Origin of the sequence: Blattabacterium sp. DPU (assembly GCF_011290385.1) — a bacterium.
GTDB lineage: Bacteria > Bacteroidota > Bacteroidia > Flavobacteriales > Blattabacteriaceae > Blattabacterium.
The window spans coordinates 587,250-606,163 of sequence record NZ_CP049785.1; the positions used below are offsets into that span (position 1 = coordinate 587,250).

The 18,914-nt window shown below is 24.8% G+C and carries 20 protein-coding genes, 2 tRNA genes and 1 other RNA gene; 13 read left to right on the forward strand and 10 right to left on the reverse strand.

Translation table 11 applies throughout. From position 1 onward, the window contains the following. The 3 genes from G9C01_RS02890 to G9C01_RS02900 form a co-directional block, all read right to left on the reverse strand. Positions 1–84, reverse strand: a tRNA-Ser gene (locus tag G9C01_RS02890). Next, an RNA gene (gene rnpB, locus G9C01_RS02895) (RNase P RNA component class A) lies at positions 83–376 on the reverse strand. Before rnpB ends, G9C01_RS02890 begins: the two co-directional genes overlap by 2 nt. Continuing rightward, positions 370–1,086, reverse strand: coding sequence for a YebC/PmpR family DNA-binding transcriptional regulator (locus tag G9C01_RS02900; RefSeq protein WP_166266218.1), 717 nt, complete (start codon positions 1,084–1,086; stop codon positions 370–372). The genes rnpB and G9C01_RS02900 overlap by 7 nt, the downstream gene beginning before the upstream one ends. A 59-nt stretch (positions 1,087–1,145) precedes the next feature. On the opposite strand from G9C01_RS02900, the gene rpmB reads away from it, so the two are divergent. The 5 genes from rpmB (at position 1,146) to htpG (ending at position 4,630) form a co-directional block, all read left to right on the forward strand. Then, positions 1,146–1,373, forward strand: coding sequence for a 50S ribosomal protein L28 (rpmB, locus tag G9C01_RS02905; RefSeq protein WP_166266221.1), 228 nt, complete (start codon positions 1,146–1,148; stop codon positions 1,371–1,373). 16 nt (positions 1,374–1,389) lie between these two features. Continuing rightward, positions 1,390–1,572 carry a 50S ribosomal protein L33 gene (gene rpmG / locus G9C01_RS02910; RefSeq protein WP_166266224.1) on the forward strand — a complete coding sequence of 61 codons (183 nt, stop codon included), beginning with the start codon at positions 1,390–1,392 and terminating at the stop codon, positions 1,570–1,572. A 54-nt stretch (positions 1,573–1,626) separates the two neighbouring features. Next, entirely contained in the window at positions 1,627–1,752 is a 126-nt protein-coding gene (locus G9C01_RS02915) for a DUF4295 family protein (protein ID WP_242673964.1), read from the forward strand. Beyond that, positions 1,743–2,687, forward strand: a complete 945-nt coding sequence (ftsY, locus tag G9C01_RS02920) for a signal recognition particle-docking protein FtsY (protein ID WP_166266230.1) — start codon at positions 1,743–1,745, stop codon at positions 2,685–2,687. Before G9C01_RS02915 ends, ftsY begins: the two co-directional genes overlap by 10 nt. Before the next feature lie 95 nt (positions 2,688–2,782). Then, a complete protein-coding gene (gene htpG / locus G9C01_RS02925; protein ID WP_166266233.1) occupies positions 2,783–4,630 on the forward strand; it encodes a molecular chaperone HtpG in 1,848 nt (615 codons plus the stop codon). Positions 4,631–4,634: 4 nt separating this feature from the next. Here the strand turns inward: htpG and G9C01_RS02930 are convergent, their stop codons facing one another. After that, positions 4,635–5,402, reverse strand: a complete 768-nt coding sequence (locus tag G9C01_RS02930) for a 3'-5' exonuclease (RefSeq protein ID WP_166266236.1) — start codon at positions 5,400–5,402, stop codon at positions 4,635–4,637. 7 nt (positions 5,403–5,409) lie between these two features. Further along, positions 5,410–6,102, reverse strand: a complete 693-nt coding sequence (locus G9C01_RS02935; RefSeq protein WP_242673932.1) for a CDP-alcohol phosphatidyltransferase family protein — start codon at positions 6,100–6,102, stop codon at positions 5,410–5,412. A 45-nt stretch (positions 6,103–6,147) separates the two neighbouring features. On the opposite strand from G9C01_RS02935, the gene ybeY reads away from it, so the two are divergent. Both ybeY and mnmG read left to right on the forward strand, forming a co-directional pair. Further along, on the forward strand, positions 6,148–6,564 hold the full coding sequence (ybeY, locus tag G9C01_RS02940) for an rRNA maturation RNase YbeY (RefSeq protein WP_166266239.1): 417 nt from the start codon (positions 6,148–6,150) through the stop codon (positions 6,562–6,564). A 6-nt stretch (positions 6,565–6,570) separates the two neighbouring features. Continuing rightward, positions 6,571–8,445, forward strand: a complete 1,875-nt coding sequence (gene mnmG / locus G9C01_RS02945; protein WP_166266241.1) for a tRNA uridine-5-carboxymethylaminomethyl(34) synthesis enzyme MnmG — start codon at positions 6,571–6,573, stop codon at positions 8,443–8,445. Here mnmG and G9C01_RS02950 read toward each other — a convergent pair. After that, entirely contained in the window at positions 8,422–8,751 is a 330-nt protein-coding gene (locus G9C01_RS02950; protein ID WP_166266244.1) for an FtsB family cell division protein, read from the reverse strand. The two genes, mnmG and G9C01_RS02950, sit on opposite strands and share 24 nt — an antisense overlap. Positions 8,752–8,941: 190 nt before the next feature. Here G9C01_RS02950 and fumC point away from each other — a divergent pair, with 190 nt between their 5' ends. Then, complete coding sequence (gene fumC, locus G9C01_RS02955) at positions 8,942–10,327, forward strand: class II fumarate hydratase (protein ID WP_166266247.1); 1,386 nt, start codon at positions 8,942–8,944, stop codon at positions 10,325–10,327. 15 nt (positions 10,328–10,342) lie between these two features. Here the strand turns inward: fumC and G9C01_RS02960 are convergent, their stop codons facing one another. Further along, positions 10,343–11,110, reverse strand: coding sequence for a TatD family hydrolase (locus G9C01_RS02960; RefSeq protein WP_166266250.1), 768 nt, complete (start codon positions 11,108–11,110; stop codon positions 10,343–10,345). Between the two features lie 32 nt (positions 11,111–11,142). On the opposite strand from G9C01_RS02960, the gene fabD reads away from it, so the two are divergent. Genes fabD through G9C01_RS02975 form a run of 3 tightly spaced genes read left to right on the forward strand, consistent with a single transcriptional unit; the run spans position 11,143 to position 14,252 of the window. Further along, positions 11,143–12,003 (forward strand): ACP S-malonyltransferase, encoded by an 861-nt coding sequence (fabD, locus tag G9C01_RS02965; protein ID WP_166266253.1) that lies wholly within the window; start codon positions 11,143–11,145, stop codon positions 12,001–12,003. Positions 12,004–12,014: 11 nt separating this feature from the next. Continuing rightward, positions 12,015–12,950 carry a GYDIA family GHMP kinase gene (locus G9C01_RS02970; protein WP_166266256.1) on the forward strand — a complete coding sequence of 312 codons (936 nt, stop codon included), beginning with the start codon at positions 12,015–12,017 and terminating at the stop codon, positions 12,948–12,950. Between the two features lie 51 nt (positions 12,951–13,001). After that, the gene (locus G9C01_RS02975) at positions 13,002–14,252 is read left to right on the forward strand and encodes a citrate synthase (RefSeq protein WP_166266259.1); all 1,251 of its coding nucleotides are present in this window, start codon (positions 13,002–13,004) and stop codon (positions 14,250–14,252) included. Positions 14,253–14,256: 4 nt separating this feature from the next. Here G9C01_RS02975 and G9C01_RS02980 read toward each other — a convergent pair. The 3 genes from G9C01_RS02980 to G9C01_RS02990 form a co-directional block, all read right to left on the reverse strand. Beyond that, positions 14,257–14,339 (reverse strand) — tRNA-Leu (locus G9C01_RS02980). 19 nt (positions 14,340–14,358) lie between these two features. Further along, positions 14,359–15,885, reverse strand: a complete 1,527-nt coding sequence (locus tag G9C01_RS02985; protein ID WP_166266262.1) for an Rne/Rng family ribonuclease — start codon at positions 15,883–15,885, stop codon at positions 14,359–14,361. A gap of 178 nt (positions 15,886–16,063) precedes the next feature. Next, on the reverse strand, positions 16,064–16,357 hold the full coding sequence (locus G9C01_RS02990) for an HU family DNA-binding protein (protein ID WP_166266265.1): 294 nt from the start codon (positions 16,355–16,357) through the stop codon (positions 16,064–16,066). An 82-nt stretch (positions 16,358–16,439) separates the two neighbouring features. Between G9C01_RS02990 and mutY the strand changes: the two genes are divergently transcribed. After that, complete coding sequence (gene mutY, locus G9C01_RS02995) at positions 16,440–17,489, forward strand: A/G-specific adenine glycosylase (RefSeq protein ID WP_166266269.1); 1,050 nt, start codon at positions 16,440–16,442, stop codon at positions 17,487–17,489. 95 nt (positions 17,490–17,584) lie between these two features. Then, the gene (gene gldE, locus G9C01_RS03000; protein ID WP_166266273.1) at positions 17,585–18,907 is read left to right on the forward strand and encodes a gliding motility-associated protein GldE; all 1,323 of its coding nucleotides are present in this window, start codon (positions 17,585–17,587) and stop codon (positions 18,905–18,907) included. The last annotated feature ends 7 nt before the right edge of the window (positions 18,908–18,914 follow it).

Below are 18,914 nucleotides of genomic sequence, written 5' to 3' on the forward strand. Positions count from 1 at the left end.
CGGAGAGAAAGGGATTCGAACCCTTGACACTTTTTGTGAACACGCTTTCCAGACGTGCGCCTTAATCCTCTCGGCCATCTCTCCCAAAAGTAAAATTGTAAGCCGGATTCTGTTTTAACCCTATCATTTATCTAGGACCTAGGTTACCCATGATCTCAATCTGCCTACCCCCCGGTTTCAACCGAGCTAGTTTTCCGGTATACATGGCATTTCACCACACAGAGTTTACATGATTTCACTACAGCAATTAATCTGTACATTCTTTCTGTTGCACTATTCCTCACCTTTCGATGGATGGGCGTTACCCATTGTGTTGCTCTACGGTGTCCGGACTTTCCTCATTTTTTTTTTTAAATGCGATAGGACATTTTACTTTTTATTATCATGTAAATTTGAGTAAATATTTTCTACATCTTCATTTAGATAAATTTTTTCAATTAAATTTAAAACTTTATTTTTCTTTTCTTCTGAAATACATTTAATTTGTTTAGGTATACATTTGATTTTATATTCGTATAGTATTTTTAACTTTTCTAAATTGTTTTTCATAGCCCCAAAATATTCAAAATCTGTATACAAATAAACCATAGAATGGTCTATCGTAAAATTTAAAGCTCCAAAATCTATTGACATTAATTCAAAATCTTCCATTGAAAAATGAATATCTTTTTTTTTTATGCAAAAAACACCCATTTTTTGAAAAAAATGAGTTAATTCCCCATTATGACATAATCTTCCTCCATTTTTATTAAAAATAGCTCTAATATTGGAAGTTGTTCTAATACTATTGTTCGTCATACATTCTATAATAATGCTAATTCCATGAATTAATCCTTCTAAATTTATATTTTTGTAATTATCCGTTCTTATCTGTAAAGCTTTTTTTATAGCTTTTTCTATAGTATTTTTAGGAATATTGAGGGATTTTGCATTTAAAATAGCATTTTTAAATCGAGAATTATTTGTTCCTGATTTTTTTACAGCTGTATAAATTTCTTTAATGATTTTTGAAAATTTTTTAGATTTTTTGAAATCCTGATTTGATTTTCTATGTTGTATATTTGACCATTTACTATGTCCTGACATGAAATGTCTTTATAATTTATTTATATTAGCTATTTTGGCAAGTTAAAAAAAAAATTATTATGTCAAAAATTTGTGAATTAACAGGAAAAAAAGCAATGATAGGAAATAGAGTTTCTCATGCAAATAACAAAAAAAAACGTCGTTTCAACATTAATTTATGTAAAAAACGTTTTTTTTTAATAAAAGAAAAAAAATGGATCACTTTAAAAATTTGTACTTCTACTATAAAACTTATCAATAAAATAGGAATAGAAAAAGTTTTAAAACGTTTTAAATATAAATTATAATTAAATTTTAAATAAAATGGGAAAAAAAGGAAATAGAATACAAGTTATATTAGAATGTGTTGAACAAAGAAAAATTGGGATTTCTGGTTGTTCTAGATATATTACAACAAAAAATAAAAAAAATACTCCAAACAGAATCGAGCTAAAAAAATATAATCCAGTATTAAAAAAATATACAATTCATAAAGAAATCAAATAAAAAATGTCTAAAAAAGGAATAAAAAACAACCAAAACAAAAAGGTTTTGAAAAAAATGACTTTGGCTATAAAAATAGTCAAATCTAACAAATCTGGGTGTTACGTTTTTGTAAATAAAATGATTTCTGATGAAAAATTGAAAAATTTTTTTATAAAAAATAAAAATTTACAATGTTTTTGAAAAAAGAAACAAATCAAACATTCAATTATGAGCATGAGTTAGAAAAAACTAAAGAATCTTTTTTCTCTAAACTAAAAAATCTTTTCTCTAAAAAATCAAACATAGATATCAATGTAATTGATCGTATAGAAGAGATATTATTATCTGCAGACATAGGAACAAAAACTACTATTAAAATTATCAATAACTTAGAGAAAAAAGTTAAAAAAGAAAAATATGAAAATTCTCAAAATATTTATAATTTTCTTAAGGAAGAAATTAAAAATCTTTTTATAGATATTGAAAATATTTGTTTAGAAAAAAAAATAAAAAAAAGTATCGAAAAACCATATGTTATTTTAATGGTAGGAGTCAATGGAGTAGGAAAAACAACTACAATTGGTAAATTAGCTTTTTTTCTAAAAAAAAAGGGTTTTCATGTTATTATAGGTGCAGCAGATACATTTAGAGCGGCCGCTATAGATCAACTTGAAATATGGTCAAATAAAGCTGGAGTTCCTTTAGTAAAACAACATATACATGCAGATCCGGCGTCTGTGGCATATGATACTTTACAATCTGCAAAATCTAAAAAAAAAGATGTGGTATTAATTGATACAGCTGGACGATTACAAAATCGAGTTAGTCTTATGGAAGAGCTTTCTAAAATAAGTAGAGTCACGAAAAAAATAATGTCCAAATCCCCTCATGAAATTATACTTGTTTTAGATGCAACAACGGGCCAAAATGCTTTTGAACAAGTTAGACAATTTACCTATTTCATTCCAATTTCTTCCATTATTTTAACTAAAATAGAAGGAACAGCTAAAGGAGGAGTAGGAATTGGAATCATGAATCAATTTAAAATTCCTATACAATATTTAGGTATAGGAGAAAAAATACAAGATTTAAAAGTATTTGATGAAAACAAATTTGTTAATTATTTTTTTGAGTAAAACCAAATTGAACTGTCATATTGACATAGTATTTATATGGTATAATTTTTGTTTATAATGCTTTACGTTGGTTTTTCTGTATAATTACGTATTCTATGGTAAATAATAAAATTAGTGTTACTTCAGATAATATTTTTCCTATTATTAAAAAATTTCTTTATTCGGATCAAGAAGTTTTTTTGCGTGAATTAGTTTCTAATGCTGTAGATGCTATTGTCAAATTAAAAACTTTAATAAAATTAGAAAATTTATATGATATCATTAACGATTTTAAAGTTAAAGTAGTCATAGATAAAATGAATAACACATTTCATGTTATAGATAATGGAATAGGGATGACTGAAGAAGAAGTGGATAAGTATATTAATCAAATAGCTTTTTCTGGAGCGGAAGAATTTGTTAAAAAATATAAAAAAACAACGGATTTTTCTAATATTATTGGACATTTTGGATTAGGTTTTTATTCTTCTTTTATGGTAGCAAATAAAGTAACAATACTGACTCAATCTTATAAAAAAAACGCATCATCCATATTTTGGTCTTGTGAAGGAAATCCAAATTTCATCATGGAAAAAACTGAAAAAAGAGATAGAGGTACAGAAATTATTTTATTTCTTAATGAAGAAGACAAAAAATTTCTAGAACATGATTACGTTTTAAAATTATTGCATAAATACTGTAAATTTATGCCTATAACAATCTCTTTATCATCTATCGATGAAAAAGAAAAAGAAATTGTTATTAATAATGTGAATCCTGCTTGGAAAAAAAGTCCCCTTCAATTGAACGATAAAAATTATTTAGATTTTTATCATGAATTATATACAAATCAATTAGAAGATCCTTTATTTTGGGTTCATTTAAATATAGATCATCCTTTTCATTTAACAGGAATTTTATATTTTCCTAAAATAGAAAAAAGAATAGATATACAAAAAGATAAAATTCATTTGTATCAAAATCAGGTTTATATTACGGATAATTTGGAAGGAATTGTTCCAGATTTTCTTAGTTTATTAAGAGGAGTCATAGACTCTCCAGATATTCCTCTTAATGTATCACGTTCTCATTTACAATCTGATGCATCTGTTAAAAATATATCTAAATATATCACAAGAAAAGTGGCAGATAAACTAGAAACTATGTTTCTAAATAATAGAACAGATTTTCAAAAAAAATGGAAAGATATCAAAATTATAGTGGAATATGGAATGATTAGTTCACAAAATTTTTTCGATAAGGTTATCAAATTTTTTGTTTTTTATACTATAAATAAAAATTATTTTACTCTGGAAGAGTTTAGGGAAAAAATAAAAAACACTCAAAAAAATAAAAAAGGAAAAATTGTTTTTCTTTATTATTCAGATGCAGATAAACAATATAGTTCTATTAAAGAAGCTCAAGATAGATGCTATGAAGTTTTGATTTTTGATAGTCCTCTTTCAGTTCATTTAATCCATAAATTAGAATTATCTTATCAAGATATTTGTTTTGTTCGAGTTGACTCAGATCATATTGATAAATTAATTGATTATAAAAAAGAAGAAAAATTAAATTCAGAACTTTCTGAGAAAGAAAAACAAGATTTAAAAAATATCATCCTCAATCATATCATGGATAATTATCAATTTTCCATACAATTAGAAGATTTGTCAATAAAAGATAATCCTTTTTTAATTATCATTCCAGAATTTATAAGAAGAATAGAAGAAATGAATTCTACTCTAGGACAAGAAAAAGTAAAAAAAGATAAACATTATCAATTAATCGTAAATACAAATCATTCTTTGATGAAAAAAATATTAAAAGAAATATCAGAAGAAAAAAGAAAAAAAATAATACAAGAAGCTTTAGATTTGACTCTGTTATCCAAAGATTTACTACATGGTAAAAATCTTGCGAATTTTATATCAACGAAATTAAAAGATCTTAATCAAAAATAAATATTTATTGATTAAATTTTTTTAATTTAATTCCTGTTAATATTTTTTTTGTATATAATGGAAAATCTGAATTCTGTATCCATCCATAATAATTAGGGTCTTTTTCAAAGATTTCAAAAACTTTTTCTCCTTTATATTTTCCAAAATTGAATATTTCATTTCCTTCTTCATCTATTTTTACGAATCCTGCTAAATCTGCTATATTTTTTTGATGAGAAAATTGATTTAAACTTTTGACATCTTTTTTTAGATTTTCATATTTTTCCAATTGTGCCAATAGTATTTCATATGTAGCAAATGTATCAGCTTTAGAACTATGAGCTTTCATAAGATTTTTATTACAATAATATTTGTAAGCAGCAGAAAGTGTTCTAGGTTCCATTTTATGAAAAATCACTTGTACATCTATAGTTTTATATTTTTTGATATCAAAAGATATTCCTGCACGAAGCATTTCTTCTGCTAAAATTGGAATATCAAATCTGTTAGAATTATATCCTGCTAAATCTGTATTTTCAATCATTTTAAAAATAGAAGAAGCCACATCTTTAAATTTCATTTTTCCCGCTACATCTTCATTTTTGATTCCATGAATAGCGGTAGATTGTGGAGGAATAGGGATTCCGGGATAAATTAACCAAGTTTTATCTTCTTGACTCCCATTGGGAAATATTTTTAATATAGATATCTCTATAATTCTATCTTTTCCTATATTAATTCCTGTTGCTTCTATATCAAAAAAACAAATAGGACGATGAAGTTTTAATTTCATATTTTAATTATGAATTTTTTTTGTGAAAATAAATTGAAGTTATTATATAATAAATAATAATACATGGTAAAGCCATTATATGTAAAGTTAATAAAAGAAATATACTAATTAATAAAAAAACATAACGTATTTTGTTCTTTTTCCAAGAAAAATCTTCAAAATTGAAAGAAAGCATTTTCATCTGAGATACTAAAAAATAACAAGAAAAAAATATCATAAAAAGCATTGTAATAAAATATATAATTTTTTGATTTATAAAAAAAAGAGTATCATTTGTAATTATGATAGATAAAGAAGAAAAAAATAAGGTATTCATGGGAGTTGTTAGTCCGATTATATAATTATTGTGAGGCGTAATATTAAATTTAGCTAAACGATATGCAGAAAAAATGGAAATAAAAAAAGCTAAATACTCAACAAATGGAATTGGAGTTTTATTTTCTAATAAAAGAAAAACTATAATAGATGGAACTACCCCAAAAGAAACCATATCTGCTAAAGAATCTAATTCTTTTCCAAATTTATTTTTATTTTTTATTAATCTAGAAAAAAAACCATCCAAAAAATCAAAGATTATTGAAAATAAAGTAAACATAGCAGAATAATTAAAATTTTTAGATTGTAATAATATTATAGAGATACATCCAAAAAATAAATTTAATAAAGTAAATATATTAGGAATGATTTTTTTTGTAATCAAAACATGTAAATTTTTAATTCCTAAAATAGGAAATATTATTTGATAATGATTAGATTATTTTATGAAATTTCTGATTTCTACCTTAAAAAAGGATCTTTATTGATTAAAGAAATCTGTATTATATTAAATAATGAAGGAGTATATATTGGAAATATTAACTATATTTTTTGTACTGACAATTTTCTTTTAGATTTAAATCGAAAATATTTGAAAAAAAATTTTTATACAGATGTGCTTACGTTTAATTATTCAATTAATAAATCCATTTCTGGAGATGTATTTATTAGTGTAGATAGGATTTATGAAAATTCCAAACAATGGAATCAATATTTTATGTATGAATTAAAACGTGTTATGATCCATGCTATATTACATCTTTTAAGATATGATGACCATAATTTTACAGATAAAAAAATTATGAAAAAAAAAGAAGAGTTTTATTTAAATTTATTTCAATTTTAAAAATTCATGTTTTCAAACATATATGATGTTATTGTAGTTGGAGGAGGACATGCTGGAATTGAAGCGGCTTCTGCAGCTTCTAATATGGGATCTAAAACTTTGCTTATTACTACTAATTTGCAAACTATAGGTCAAATGTCATGTAATCCCGCTATGGGAGGAATTGCTAAAGGTCAGATTATTAGAGAAATAGATGCTTTGGGTGGATATTCTGGAATAATTACAGATTATAGCACCATTCAATTTAGAATGCTGAATCAATCTAAGGGACCTGCTATGTGGAGCCCTAGAGCTCAATGTGATAGAAAACTATTTTCCTACTATTGGAGATTTCTTATAGAAAAAAATGCTCAATTAGACTTATACCAAGATACAGTTACATCTTTAATAATAGAAAAAAATAAAGTTACAGGAGTTCAAACTTATTTTGGATTAAAAATTAAAGGAAAATCAGTAATCCTTACAAACGGAACTTTTTTAAATGGAAAAATACATATTGGTAAAAAAAAATTTCATGGAGGAAGAATAGCGGAGCAAGAAGTAAAAGGAATTACGGAGCAATTAACTGAAAATTTTGGATTTAAATTTGGAAGAATGAAAACAGGAACGTCCCCAAGAGTAGATGGACGTTCTTTAAATTATGATAAAATGAAATCTCAAAATGGAGATATAGATCCAAAAAAATTTTCATTTTTTTATAAAACAAAAAAATTAGAAAAACAAAAAAAATGTTATATTACTTACACCAATAAAAGAGTACATGATTTTATACGTCATAATTTCAATCATTCTCCAATTTATACAGGTTCCATTCAAGGAATTAGTCCTAGATATTGTCCTTCTATAGAAGAAAAAGTTTTCCGATTTTCGGATAAAAAAGAACATACCATTTTTGTTGAACCAGAAGGATGGAATACTGTGGAAGTATATGTCAATGGTTTTTCCACTTCTTTTCCAGAAGAAATACAATATCAATCTTTAAAGCAAATTTCAGGTTTTGAAGAAGTAAAAATATTAAAACCTGGATATGCTATCGAATATGATTATTTTCCACCGGAACAATTAAAAATTACTTTAGAAAGTAAAATCATAGAAAATCTTTTTTTTGCGGGACAAATTAATGGAACTACTGGATATGAAGAGGCTGCGGCTCAAGGATTAATAGCAGGGATTAATGTTCATTTAAAAATTCATAAAAAAGAACCTTTTATTCTTAAAAGGAATCAGGCTTATATTGGAGTTTTAATAGATGATTTGATTACAAAAGGAACAAAAGAACCTTATCGAATGTTTACTTCAAGAGCTGAATATAGAATGTTATTACGACAAGATAATGCTGATGAAAGATTGACTCCTATGGGATATAATATAGGTTTAATTTCAGAAGATAAAATGATACTGTTAAATAAAAAAAAATATAAAATAGAAAAATGTATGCATTTATTTCAAAATAAAAATTTTGAACCAAAAACTATAAATCCTATATTACATTCTAAAAAATCTCCTAAAATACATCAGGAAAAAAAAATAGATACTATTTTATCTCGTTCTGAAATTGATATTAAAGACATTATTTATATTCCATTTTTAATGGAGGAAATTAAAAAAAACAGTTTTACCCAGGAAATATTAGAACAAGTTTCAATTAGAATCAAATATAAGGGATATATAAATAGAGAAAAAGAAAATGCAAAAAAATTATTAAGATTGGAAAATATTAAAATTCCAAATAATTTTGATTACAAATCAATAAAATCTCTTTCTTCAGAAGCAAGAGAAAAATTGGATTATTATCGTCCAATATCATTAGCTCAAGCTTCAAGAATTAGTGGAATCTCTCCTTCAGATTTAAGTATTTTACTCATTTATATGGGACGTTAGATTGTATTTTCGATTGCATCTAGAAACAATAAATAAATCTTCATCTTTTTTTTTCATATAAAATTTTTCTCTTGCTATTTTTTCAAGATATTTAGAATCTGCAGTTAATTTTTTTAATAGAATCCCTTCCAATGAAATTTTTTTTTTCAAAAAATTTCTATTATATGTCATTTCCTGAATATTTCTCTGAAATTTGTAATGTAGAATTAAAGAGTTAGAATCAAAAAAAGACATCCATATAAAGAAAAAAATACTAATCCAAAAATATTTATTTTTAAATATTCCGTATTTTTTTTCTTTTAACATATTTAAACTTAAAATAAATTGTCAATATATTAATCAATATACTCATAATCCAGTAAATGCTAAAAAAAGATAAAAAAAATACGCACCAAAAACCAGATATAGTTATGAGTAAAAAAAACAAAAAGCCTATAAATTTAAGAATCATATATGAGTTATAATTTATTATATAATTTCGTAAAAAAATAGAATAATGACATATAGAATAGAAAAAGATACTTTAGGAATCGTAAAAGTACCTATCAATAAATATTGGGGAGCACAAACAGAAAGATCTAGAAATAATTTTGTAATTGGTCCAAAGGCTTCTATGCCTATTGAAATAATTCATGCATATGGTTTTTTAAAAAAAGCTGCTGCTCATGTTAATTTTGAATTGGGTTTTTTATCCAAAAAAAAGAAAGATATGATATCCTTAGTTTGTGACGAAATTATAAAGGAAAAATTAAATGATCAGTTTCCTTTAGTTATATGGCAAACAGGTTCAGGAACTCACACAAATATGAATGTTAATGAGGTTATTTCTAACAGAGCTCATGTTTTAATGGGAGGAAAATTAGGAACTCTCCCATCTTTTATTCATCCTAATGATGATGTAAATATGTCTCAATCATCCAATGATACTTTTCCTACAGCTATGCATATAGCCTCTTATCAAAAATTAGTTAAAAAAACTATTCCTTCTATACAAAAATTAAAAGAAACTTTGGAAGAGAAATCCAAATTATTTCATAATATTATTAAAATAGGAAGAACTCATCTTATGGATGCAACTCCTATTACTTTAGGACAAGAATTTTCCGGATATGTTTCCCAAATAGATCATGGATTAAATGCTATAAAAAAAACTTTAGATCATCTTTCTGAATTAGCCATAGGAGGAACAGCCGTAGGAACGGGATTGAATGCTCCTAAAGGATATGACATAAAAATAACTGAGTATATATCTAAATATACTGGTTTACCTTTTAAAATAGCGAAAAATAAGTTTGAAGCAATTGCATCTCATGATGCTATAGTGGGATCTCATTCAGCTCTTAAACAAATAGCTATTTCTTTAATGAAAATTTCAAATGACATTCGTTTTTTATCTTCTGGACCACGTTCTGGTATTGGAGAAATTTATATTCCAGAAAATGAACCTGGATCTTCTATAATGCCAGGTAAGGTAAATCCTACTCAATGTGAAGCTATTATTATGGTTTGTACTCAAATTATAGGAAATGATACAGTTATTTCTATAGCGGGTTCTTCAGGAAATTATGAATTAAATGTTTCTAAACCATTAATGGCATATAATTTTTTACAATCTTCCCAACTTCTTGCAGATGCTTGTACTTCTTTTTCTTCTTTATGTGTCAAAGGAATAAAACCAAACCATCATAGAATTAAAGAATTTTTGGATAAATCTTTGATGTTAGTTACAGCACTTAATAGTCATATTGGATATGAAAAATCAGCAAAAATTGCAAAATCTGCTTATGAAAATAATAGTACCTTAAAAAAAGAAGCGATTCGATTAGGATATTTAACAATTGATGAATTTGAAAAATTAGTTAATCCATCTAAAATGGTATGAAAAATTTTTTTCTTTTTAAAAAAATAATTTTTCTACATTCAAATGAATAATATCGGATATTTTTTCTTCTGATGTAGAATAGATATGTGATAGTTTTTTTAAAATTATTCTCAAATTTTCCGGTTCATTTCTTTTCCCTCTAAAAGGATGTGGAGAAAGATAAGGAGAATCTGTTTCTAATACTATGTGATTCAAACTTATTTTATGTAAAAATTGACTAATAAGATTATTTTTAAAAGTAATCATCCCCCCAATACCTAATTTGATTCCAAAATCAATAATTCTTTTAGCTTGGTCTAAAGTTCCTGAGAAACAATGAAAAACACCTTTTAGATAAGAATTTTTTTCTTTTAATAAAATATCAAAAACTTGATCAAAAGCTTTTCTACAATGTATAACTACGGGAAGTTTTTTTTGTTTTGCCCATTGTATTTGAGTTTTAAAAGCATATTCCTGTTCTAAGACAAATTTTTTCCCTAAATGTAGATCCATTCCAATTTCTCCTATAGAAATAAAGGAATGGTTATCTAACCATATTTTTATATTTTGTAATTCTTTTTCTAAATTAAATGAATTAATTTTACTAGGATGCAATCCTACCATGGGAAAACATACATTAGGATATTTTTTTTCTAATTTTAATATATTAGGAACAGTAGAACTATCTATTGAGGGAAGTAGAAATCTATTGATTCCTTTATGAAAGGCTTTTTGTATTACAAAATGAATATCTTCATCAAATTCTTTCATGTATAAATGTGTATGGGTATCAGTGATTTTCATGTAATAATTAATTTAAAAATTTTTTTATCAATATGAAAGCTTATCTATTTCCTGGTCAAGGATCTCAATTCGTAGGAATGGGAAAAGATTTATACAAAAATTCTCATTTAGCAAAGAAATTATTTCAATTATCTGACGAGGTTTTGGGTTTCCGAATGACATCTATTATGTTTGAAGGATCTATGGAAACTTTAAAAAATACAATATATACACAATTAGCTATTTATATATATTCAGTTATAAAAGCAAAAATATCAAATAATTTTAATCCTGATATGGTAGCTGGACATTCTCTAGGAGAATTATCTGCCTTAGCTGCAATTAAGGTATTTTCTTTTGAAGATGGATTAAAATTAGTGAATCAAAGAGCATCAATTATGCAAAATATTTGTGAATCCACTCATGGAGGTATGGCTGTTATATTTGGATTAAAAGATTCCATTATAGAAGAAGTTTGTAAAAAAGATCGGGGCATTATAGTTCCATCTAATTATAATAGTCCTGAACAATTAGTAATTTCTGGAGAAATTCAAGCTTTGAAAAGAGTTTGTTTTTTTCTAAAAAAAATAGGAGCTAAAAAAATATTTATTCTTCCTGTTCATGGAGCTTTTCATTCTCCGATTATGGAGCCAGCTAAAAAAAAATTTCAAAAAATTGTAAATAAAATTTTTTTTAAAGATTCCAAATATCCAATATACCAAAATGTAACAGCTCTTCCTGTTATAAAATCTTGTGATATAAAAAAAAATATTGTAAAACAATTAACTTCTCCAGTTAAATGGAAACAATCTATAAAAAATATGATAAATCATGGAGCCATTTCATTTACAGAAATAGGGCCAGGTAATATTTTACAAAATTTAATGAAAAAAATTTCAAAAAATTATTCCTAAAAAAATCCATAATGCATCAATATAGGTATAGACATTTTTTTTATAGTCATGGAAAATTATTATTAACAGGAGAATATTTTATTTTATATGGAGCCTGTGGATTAGCTCTCCCTACAATTAAAGGACAATCATTCACAATATTTAGCCATAATTTTTCTTCTGTTTTACATTGGAAATGTTATGATGAAGTGAATCAACTTTGGTTTGAAGGAGTATTTCAACTTCCTTCTTTGGAGATTTGTTACGAAACAGAAAAAAATATAGCTCTTAAACTAAGAGATTTATTATTAAAATCTAAAAAAATTCAAAAAAATTTTCTTATCAATTCATTAGGAATATATGTTAGAACACAATTAGAATTTCCTAGAAACTGGGGATTAGGGAGCAGTTCTACTTTAATTAATAACATAGCAAAATGGGCAAACATAGATCCTTACATGTTATTAGGAAACTATTTTCCAGGTAGTGGATATGATATAGCTTGTGTTTCAATTTCTAAACCCATAATTTATAAATTATGGAATCAAAAACCTCATATTGTTCCCGTAGAATTTAATCCTCCATTTAAAAATCAGCTTTTTTTTCTACATCTTAACAAAAAACAAAATACTTGTGATGAAATACAATATTTTCGTTCGAATATTTCTAATATATCTCATGAAAATATTGAAGCCATATCTTCTATCACTCAAAAAATTCCTTTTTGTAAAACATTAAAAGAATTTGAAGAATTATTGTTAAAACATGAAAATATTATATCAAAAATACTAAATCTTCCTACTGTTAAAGAAATATATTTTCCAGATTATTTAGGAATAGTAAAAAGTTTAGGTGCTTGGGGAGGAGATTTTGTTTTGATAAGTTCTAGAAAAGGAATGAAAAATTATTTTTCTAATAAAGGATTTGATACTCTTATTTCATTTGATGAAATGATTTATAAAATATAAAAGTTACATTTTACTTATATTATTATATATTATATAATAAATTTATTCATTATGTGCAGTGTCGTAAATTTTAATATCAATGGATATCATTACAAACTTCCTATAATTTATGGAACTTTTTATGAAAAGGCCATCAATATTTCTCAGTTAAGAGAAAATACAGGTTTTATTACATTTGATCCAGGATTTAAAAATACAGGAATAACAAAAAGTTCTATTAGTTTCATAGACGGAGAAAAAGGAGTACTTTTATATCGAGGATATCCTATTGAACAAATTATTAATAAATGTTCATTTATAGAAACTAGTTATTTGATTTTAAATGGAGAACTTCCTAATACTGCACAATTAAAATCTTTTTCTGAAAAAATAAAAAAATTTAATTCTATTCATAAAGAAATAAACCAAATACTTGATAAAATCCCAAATTTTTATCATCCAATGGGGATTTTATCTTCTTTGACCTATATTTTGGATATATTCATAAATTGTTTACAGGAAGAAGATATGTATCTTCATTTATTAGCTAAATTACCAATGTTAGCTGCTTTAACTTATAGAAAAAAAGTAGGGTTACCACCTTCTCATGCGGATGATCATCTTGATTATATATCCAATTTGTTAAAAATGTTTTTTTCTATTCCTAATAAATCTTATGAACAAAATCCGATTATTTCTGATGCTTTGAATAAAATTTTAATATTACATGCAGATCATGAGCAAAATTGCTCTACAACTACTGTTAGATTATTAGGATCAGCTCATACTGGCCTATTTTCTTCTATATCTGCAGGAATGAGTGCTCTTTGGGGAAGATTACATGGAGGGGCAAATCAAGCTGTAATTGAAATGTTAGAAACTATCTTGAAAAATGGAGGAAATATAACAAAATGGATAGAGAAAGCAAAAAATAAAAAAGATCCATTTAGACTTATGGGATTTGGACATAGAATTTATAAAAATTTTGATCCTAGAGCTAGGATAGCTAAAAAAGTTGCCGAAAATCTTATTAAAAAATTAAGGATTTCTGATCCCATATTAGAATTGGCGAAAAATCTTGAAGAAAAAGCTCTTCAGGATTCTTATTTTATAGAAAAAAAACTTTATCCTAATATTGATTTCTATTCAGGAATCATTTATCAATCTATAGGAATCCCAAAAGATATGTTTACTGTTATGTTTGCTTTAGGTCGATTACCAGGATGGATGGCTCATTGGAAAGAAATGAAATTAAATAGAGATCCTATAGGAAGACCTAGACAAATTTATATAGGATATAAAAAAAGAAATATAAAAAATTAATTAATGCGGGCGAAGGGATTCGAACCCTTATGCCTAACAGGCATCAGATCCTAATTCTGACGTGTCTACCGGTTTCACCACGCCCACTATTTAAAAATTTTAAAAGTTAATGAAAATAAAAAGAAGATGATACTATTTCATGATTTTTATTTAAAATTTGATATTCTGTATATTCAAATGAATCTTTTGGAATTATTTTAATCCATGTTTTATATTTTAAAAACCATTTTTGTTGAATAGAAGGAAATCCTTTTTTTAAATAAGCTGAAACAAAAGAATGAATATGTAATTGTATTCCTTTATGATTTTTATTTATAATAATTTCTATTACAAATTCTAAATGATGAATATAATTTTCAGGAGAATTTTTATATTGTTTATTATTTATATTCATTTTTTTTAATTCGGGTCTTACTCTATGACGAGTAAATTGAACTAAACCAAATTTAGTAGGAGGTAAAATTTGGTGTTTTGCTCGATCATTTTTCATTTTTTCCTTTAAATGTTCATATAGCTGTTTTTTTTGTACAGAATCATACATATCTATAAAATCCACGACAATTATACCTCCCATATCTCTTAATCTGAGTTGTCTTGCTATTTCTGTTGCTGCTAATAAATTAATTTTAAATATATTATCAATTCTTTCTGATTCTGTACAATTCTTCATCATATGATTACTCATTCCACTATTCACATCTATCACGTGTAAAGCTTCAGTATGTTCTATAATCAGATAAGCTCCATTTCCCAATGGAACATTTTTACCTAAAAAAATTTGTATTTGTTTTTCTATTCCATATTTTTCAAATATGGGAACGTTTCCTTTATAATATTTAATGATATTTATTTTTTTTGGAGCAATTAAAGATAAATATGAATGTATTTCTTGACACAAAAAATTGTTATTACAATAAATAGATTTAAAATCATCATTGAATATATCTCTCAATAAACAATAAATTTTATTACTTTCACTTAATATTCGAATGGGTGGTAAAAGCTTCATTAAATTATTTAATTTTTTTTTCCATTTTTTGATTAAAAAAATTAGTTCTTCATGAAGAACTTTTTCTAGTTCATTATTAGCAGCCGTACGAATAATAATACCAAATTCATTAGGTTTTATTTTCTTTATGTAAGAAATTAGTCTATTTCTTTCTTTTATATTTTTTATTTTCTTAGAAAGAGAAATTTTATCTGAAAAAGGAATAAGTATTAAATTTCTACCTGGAATACAAATTTTTGTAGTAAGTTTTGGGCCTTTATTAGAAATAGGTTCTTTAGAAATTTGAACCAAAATTTTTTGTCCAATATGTAATATATGATCTATGGAATTTTTATTTTTTTGATTAGATTCTTTTTTTATGTGGTTATTGGATGTCAAATTTAGCATTTGATCTATTTTAAGTCCAATATCATCATAATGCAAAAAGGCTCCTTTCGAATGTCCTATATCTATGATAACGGCATTTAATCCATATAATATTTTTTTAACTATACCCAAATAAATGTCTCCTACAGAGAATTTTTTATCCAAAATATCTCTATGAAGTTCCAGTAACTTTCCTTCTTCTAAAAGAGCTATTTTAATTTCTTGTTCTTCTGCATTTATAATTAACTCTTTATTCATACACAAAAACAAGGAAAAAAGTTTTAAAAATTATTATTTATTTTATTTCTTTTTATGCCTATTTTTCCTATTTCTTTTTTTTCTTTTATGAGTTGCTATTTTGCGTCTTTTTCTTTTTTTTCCGTTTGGCATAATTTTTTTTGATTATTATATATGATTAATCGTATTTCCTGACTATTTATTCTTTTATAGGAACATTTTTTTTCACTAATTCTGTGAAGGATTTTGCAGGTTTAAATACTGGTATATTATGCGCAGGAATTACAATAGACATATCTTTAGATATATGACGACCCAGTTTTTTCGCTCGATATTTAATAATAAATGATCCGAATCCTCTTAAATAAACATTTTCTCCCGATGTTAAACTTTGTTTAATTTTTTTCATAAATGTCTCTATCACCTTTTGCGTATCAATTCTTTCAGATCCAGTTTCTGATATGATTTCTGTTATTATATCTGCTTTTGTCATGTTAAATCATTATATCGAATAACAAAATTCGGTTTCCTAAATATACCAATTTTTTATAAAATTGCTCTAAAATTAAAAATATATGGATTTTTCCAAAAAAATAATAAATTGGTATCACAAAAATCATAGAAAACTTCCTTGGAGGGAAACTAAAAATCCATATTATATATTAGTTTCAGAGTTTATGTTGCAACAAACAAGAGTTTCGCAAACTATCAAGTATTATTTAAATTTTATAAAAGAGTTTCCAAGTTTAGAAAAATTGGCTCAAGCAAAAGAAAAAAATGTACTCAAAAAATGGGAAGGATTAGGTTATTATTCTAGAGCAAAATATTTGCATTCTTTTGCTAAAAAATTAAAAAATAACAACATTTCTTTTCCAAGAAAATATCAAGAATTAATAAAATATAAAGGAATAGGGCCATACACAGGAGCAGCTATAGCGTCTATATGTTTTCATGAAATTATACCTGCTATTGATGGAAATGCTTGCAGAGTATTTTCTAGATATTTTGGTATTTATGATGATATAACATCCACTATTACAAAAAATATGTTACAAAATATTGTTTCAAAAATAATGGATTTTAAACATCCAGGAATTTTTAATCAAGCAATAATGGATTTAGGTTCTATTGTATGTACTACAAAAAATCCGAAATGTTTGTCATGTCCAGTTAATAATTCTTGTTTTTCTATTAAAAATGGAACTGTCGGTAAATTACCTGTAAAAAAAATAAAAAAATTTATAAGACATAGATTTTTTTATTATATTTTCATACATGATCGTAATCAAAATATTTGTTTACATAAAAGATCAGATAAAGACATATGGAAAGGACTTTATGATTTTCCTTTAGTAGAATCGGAAAAAAATTTGTCAATTCATGAAATAATAAATAAAGTTTGGAAAAAATTTAGAATAATTATTTCTAATTTTTTGATTTATAAAATGAAACATAAACTTACTCATCAAATTTTATCTATTAGATTTTTTAATTGCGAAATTTTACAAAATTCTAATAAAAATATATTTTTTGATAATTTTTTTTTCATACCACAGAATCAAATAGGAGAGTATCCTTTTCCTCGTCCTATTATTTTATTTTTAAAACATAAAAAAATGATTTAGTTTTTATTTTATATATGTTATGAATTTAAGATCCATTTTGTATCAAATAGATTTTTCATTTTATTTTCTAAAAATTATTATCAAAATTTAATCTTTTGGAAAAAGAATCTTCGACGAATATTTTTTTAGAAAAAACTTTATATTTAGTTTTTTATTTTGCAGTAATAATAATATTATTATTATTTTCTGCACTAATATCTGGTTCTGAAACTGCTTTTTTTTGTATTGAGAAAAAAACTCTTGACAGAGAGAGAAAAAAAAACTCTTATAAAGGAAATATTGTATTTCAAATTTTAAGAGATAAAAAAAAACTCTTAGCAACAATATTAATTTCTAATAATTTTTCTAATATTGGAATAGTCATATTAAGTTCTTATTTAATCACAGAATTTTTACAAAACAAATATTTAGTTATTTACAACCAATTTTATATTCCTATTAATTTCCTTTTAGAGGTGGTAGTTCTTACTTTTATTTTACTTTTATTTGGAGAAATTATACCTAAAATATATGCTAGTAAAAATAATTTTCGTTTTGCTATTTTTATGTCAGAACCCTTAATGATTCTTAGCAGAATATTAGATCCAATTAGTAAAATTATAATTTTTATATCAAAGTCTATAGAAAATAAAGTTATAAAAAAGAAGAATATTATTTCTGTAGAACAGCTTTCAAAAGCTCTAAAAATTACATCTCCAAATCAAAAGAATATTAAAGAACGTAAATTTTTACAAAGAATTATTGATTTTGGAAATACAGAAACACATCAAATTATGACTCCAAGAATAGATATGTTTGCTTTAAATAGTAATAAAAGTTTTTCTGATGTTCTCGATTTAGTTCGTTATCAAGGATACTCTCGTATTCCTGTATATAAAAATAGTATTGATGATATAGAAGGAGTTCTTTTTACTAAAGATTTACTTCCATTTATTTATGATAATAATTTTAAGTGGAATCAACTTCTTCATAGTCCTTTTTTTGTTCCAGAAAAAAAAAAGATAGATGATCTTTTAAATGATTTTAAGAAAAGAAAAATACATTTAGCTATTGTAGTAGATGAATATGGAGGAACATCTGGTCTAGTAACTCTTGAAGATGTAATTGAAGAAATTGTAGGAGACATTATTGATGAATTTGATGAAGAAGATATGTCCTATTCTAAATTAAATCAAAATAATTATTTATTTGATGGAAAAACATCTTTAATTAATTTCTATCGTATTATGGATATTAAAGAGGAAGTTTTTTTTGAAAGTCAAAAAGGAGAAGCAGATACTTTAGGAGGATTTATTATGGAAATAAATAAAGAATTCCCTAAGAAAAAACAGAAAATTAATTTTTTAAATTATTCTTTTATTATAAAAAGTATTGATCATAAAAGAATTAAAACTATAGAAGTAATAAGAAAAAAATGAATAATAC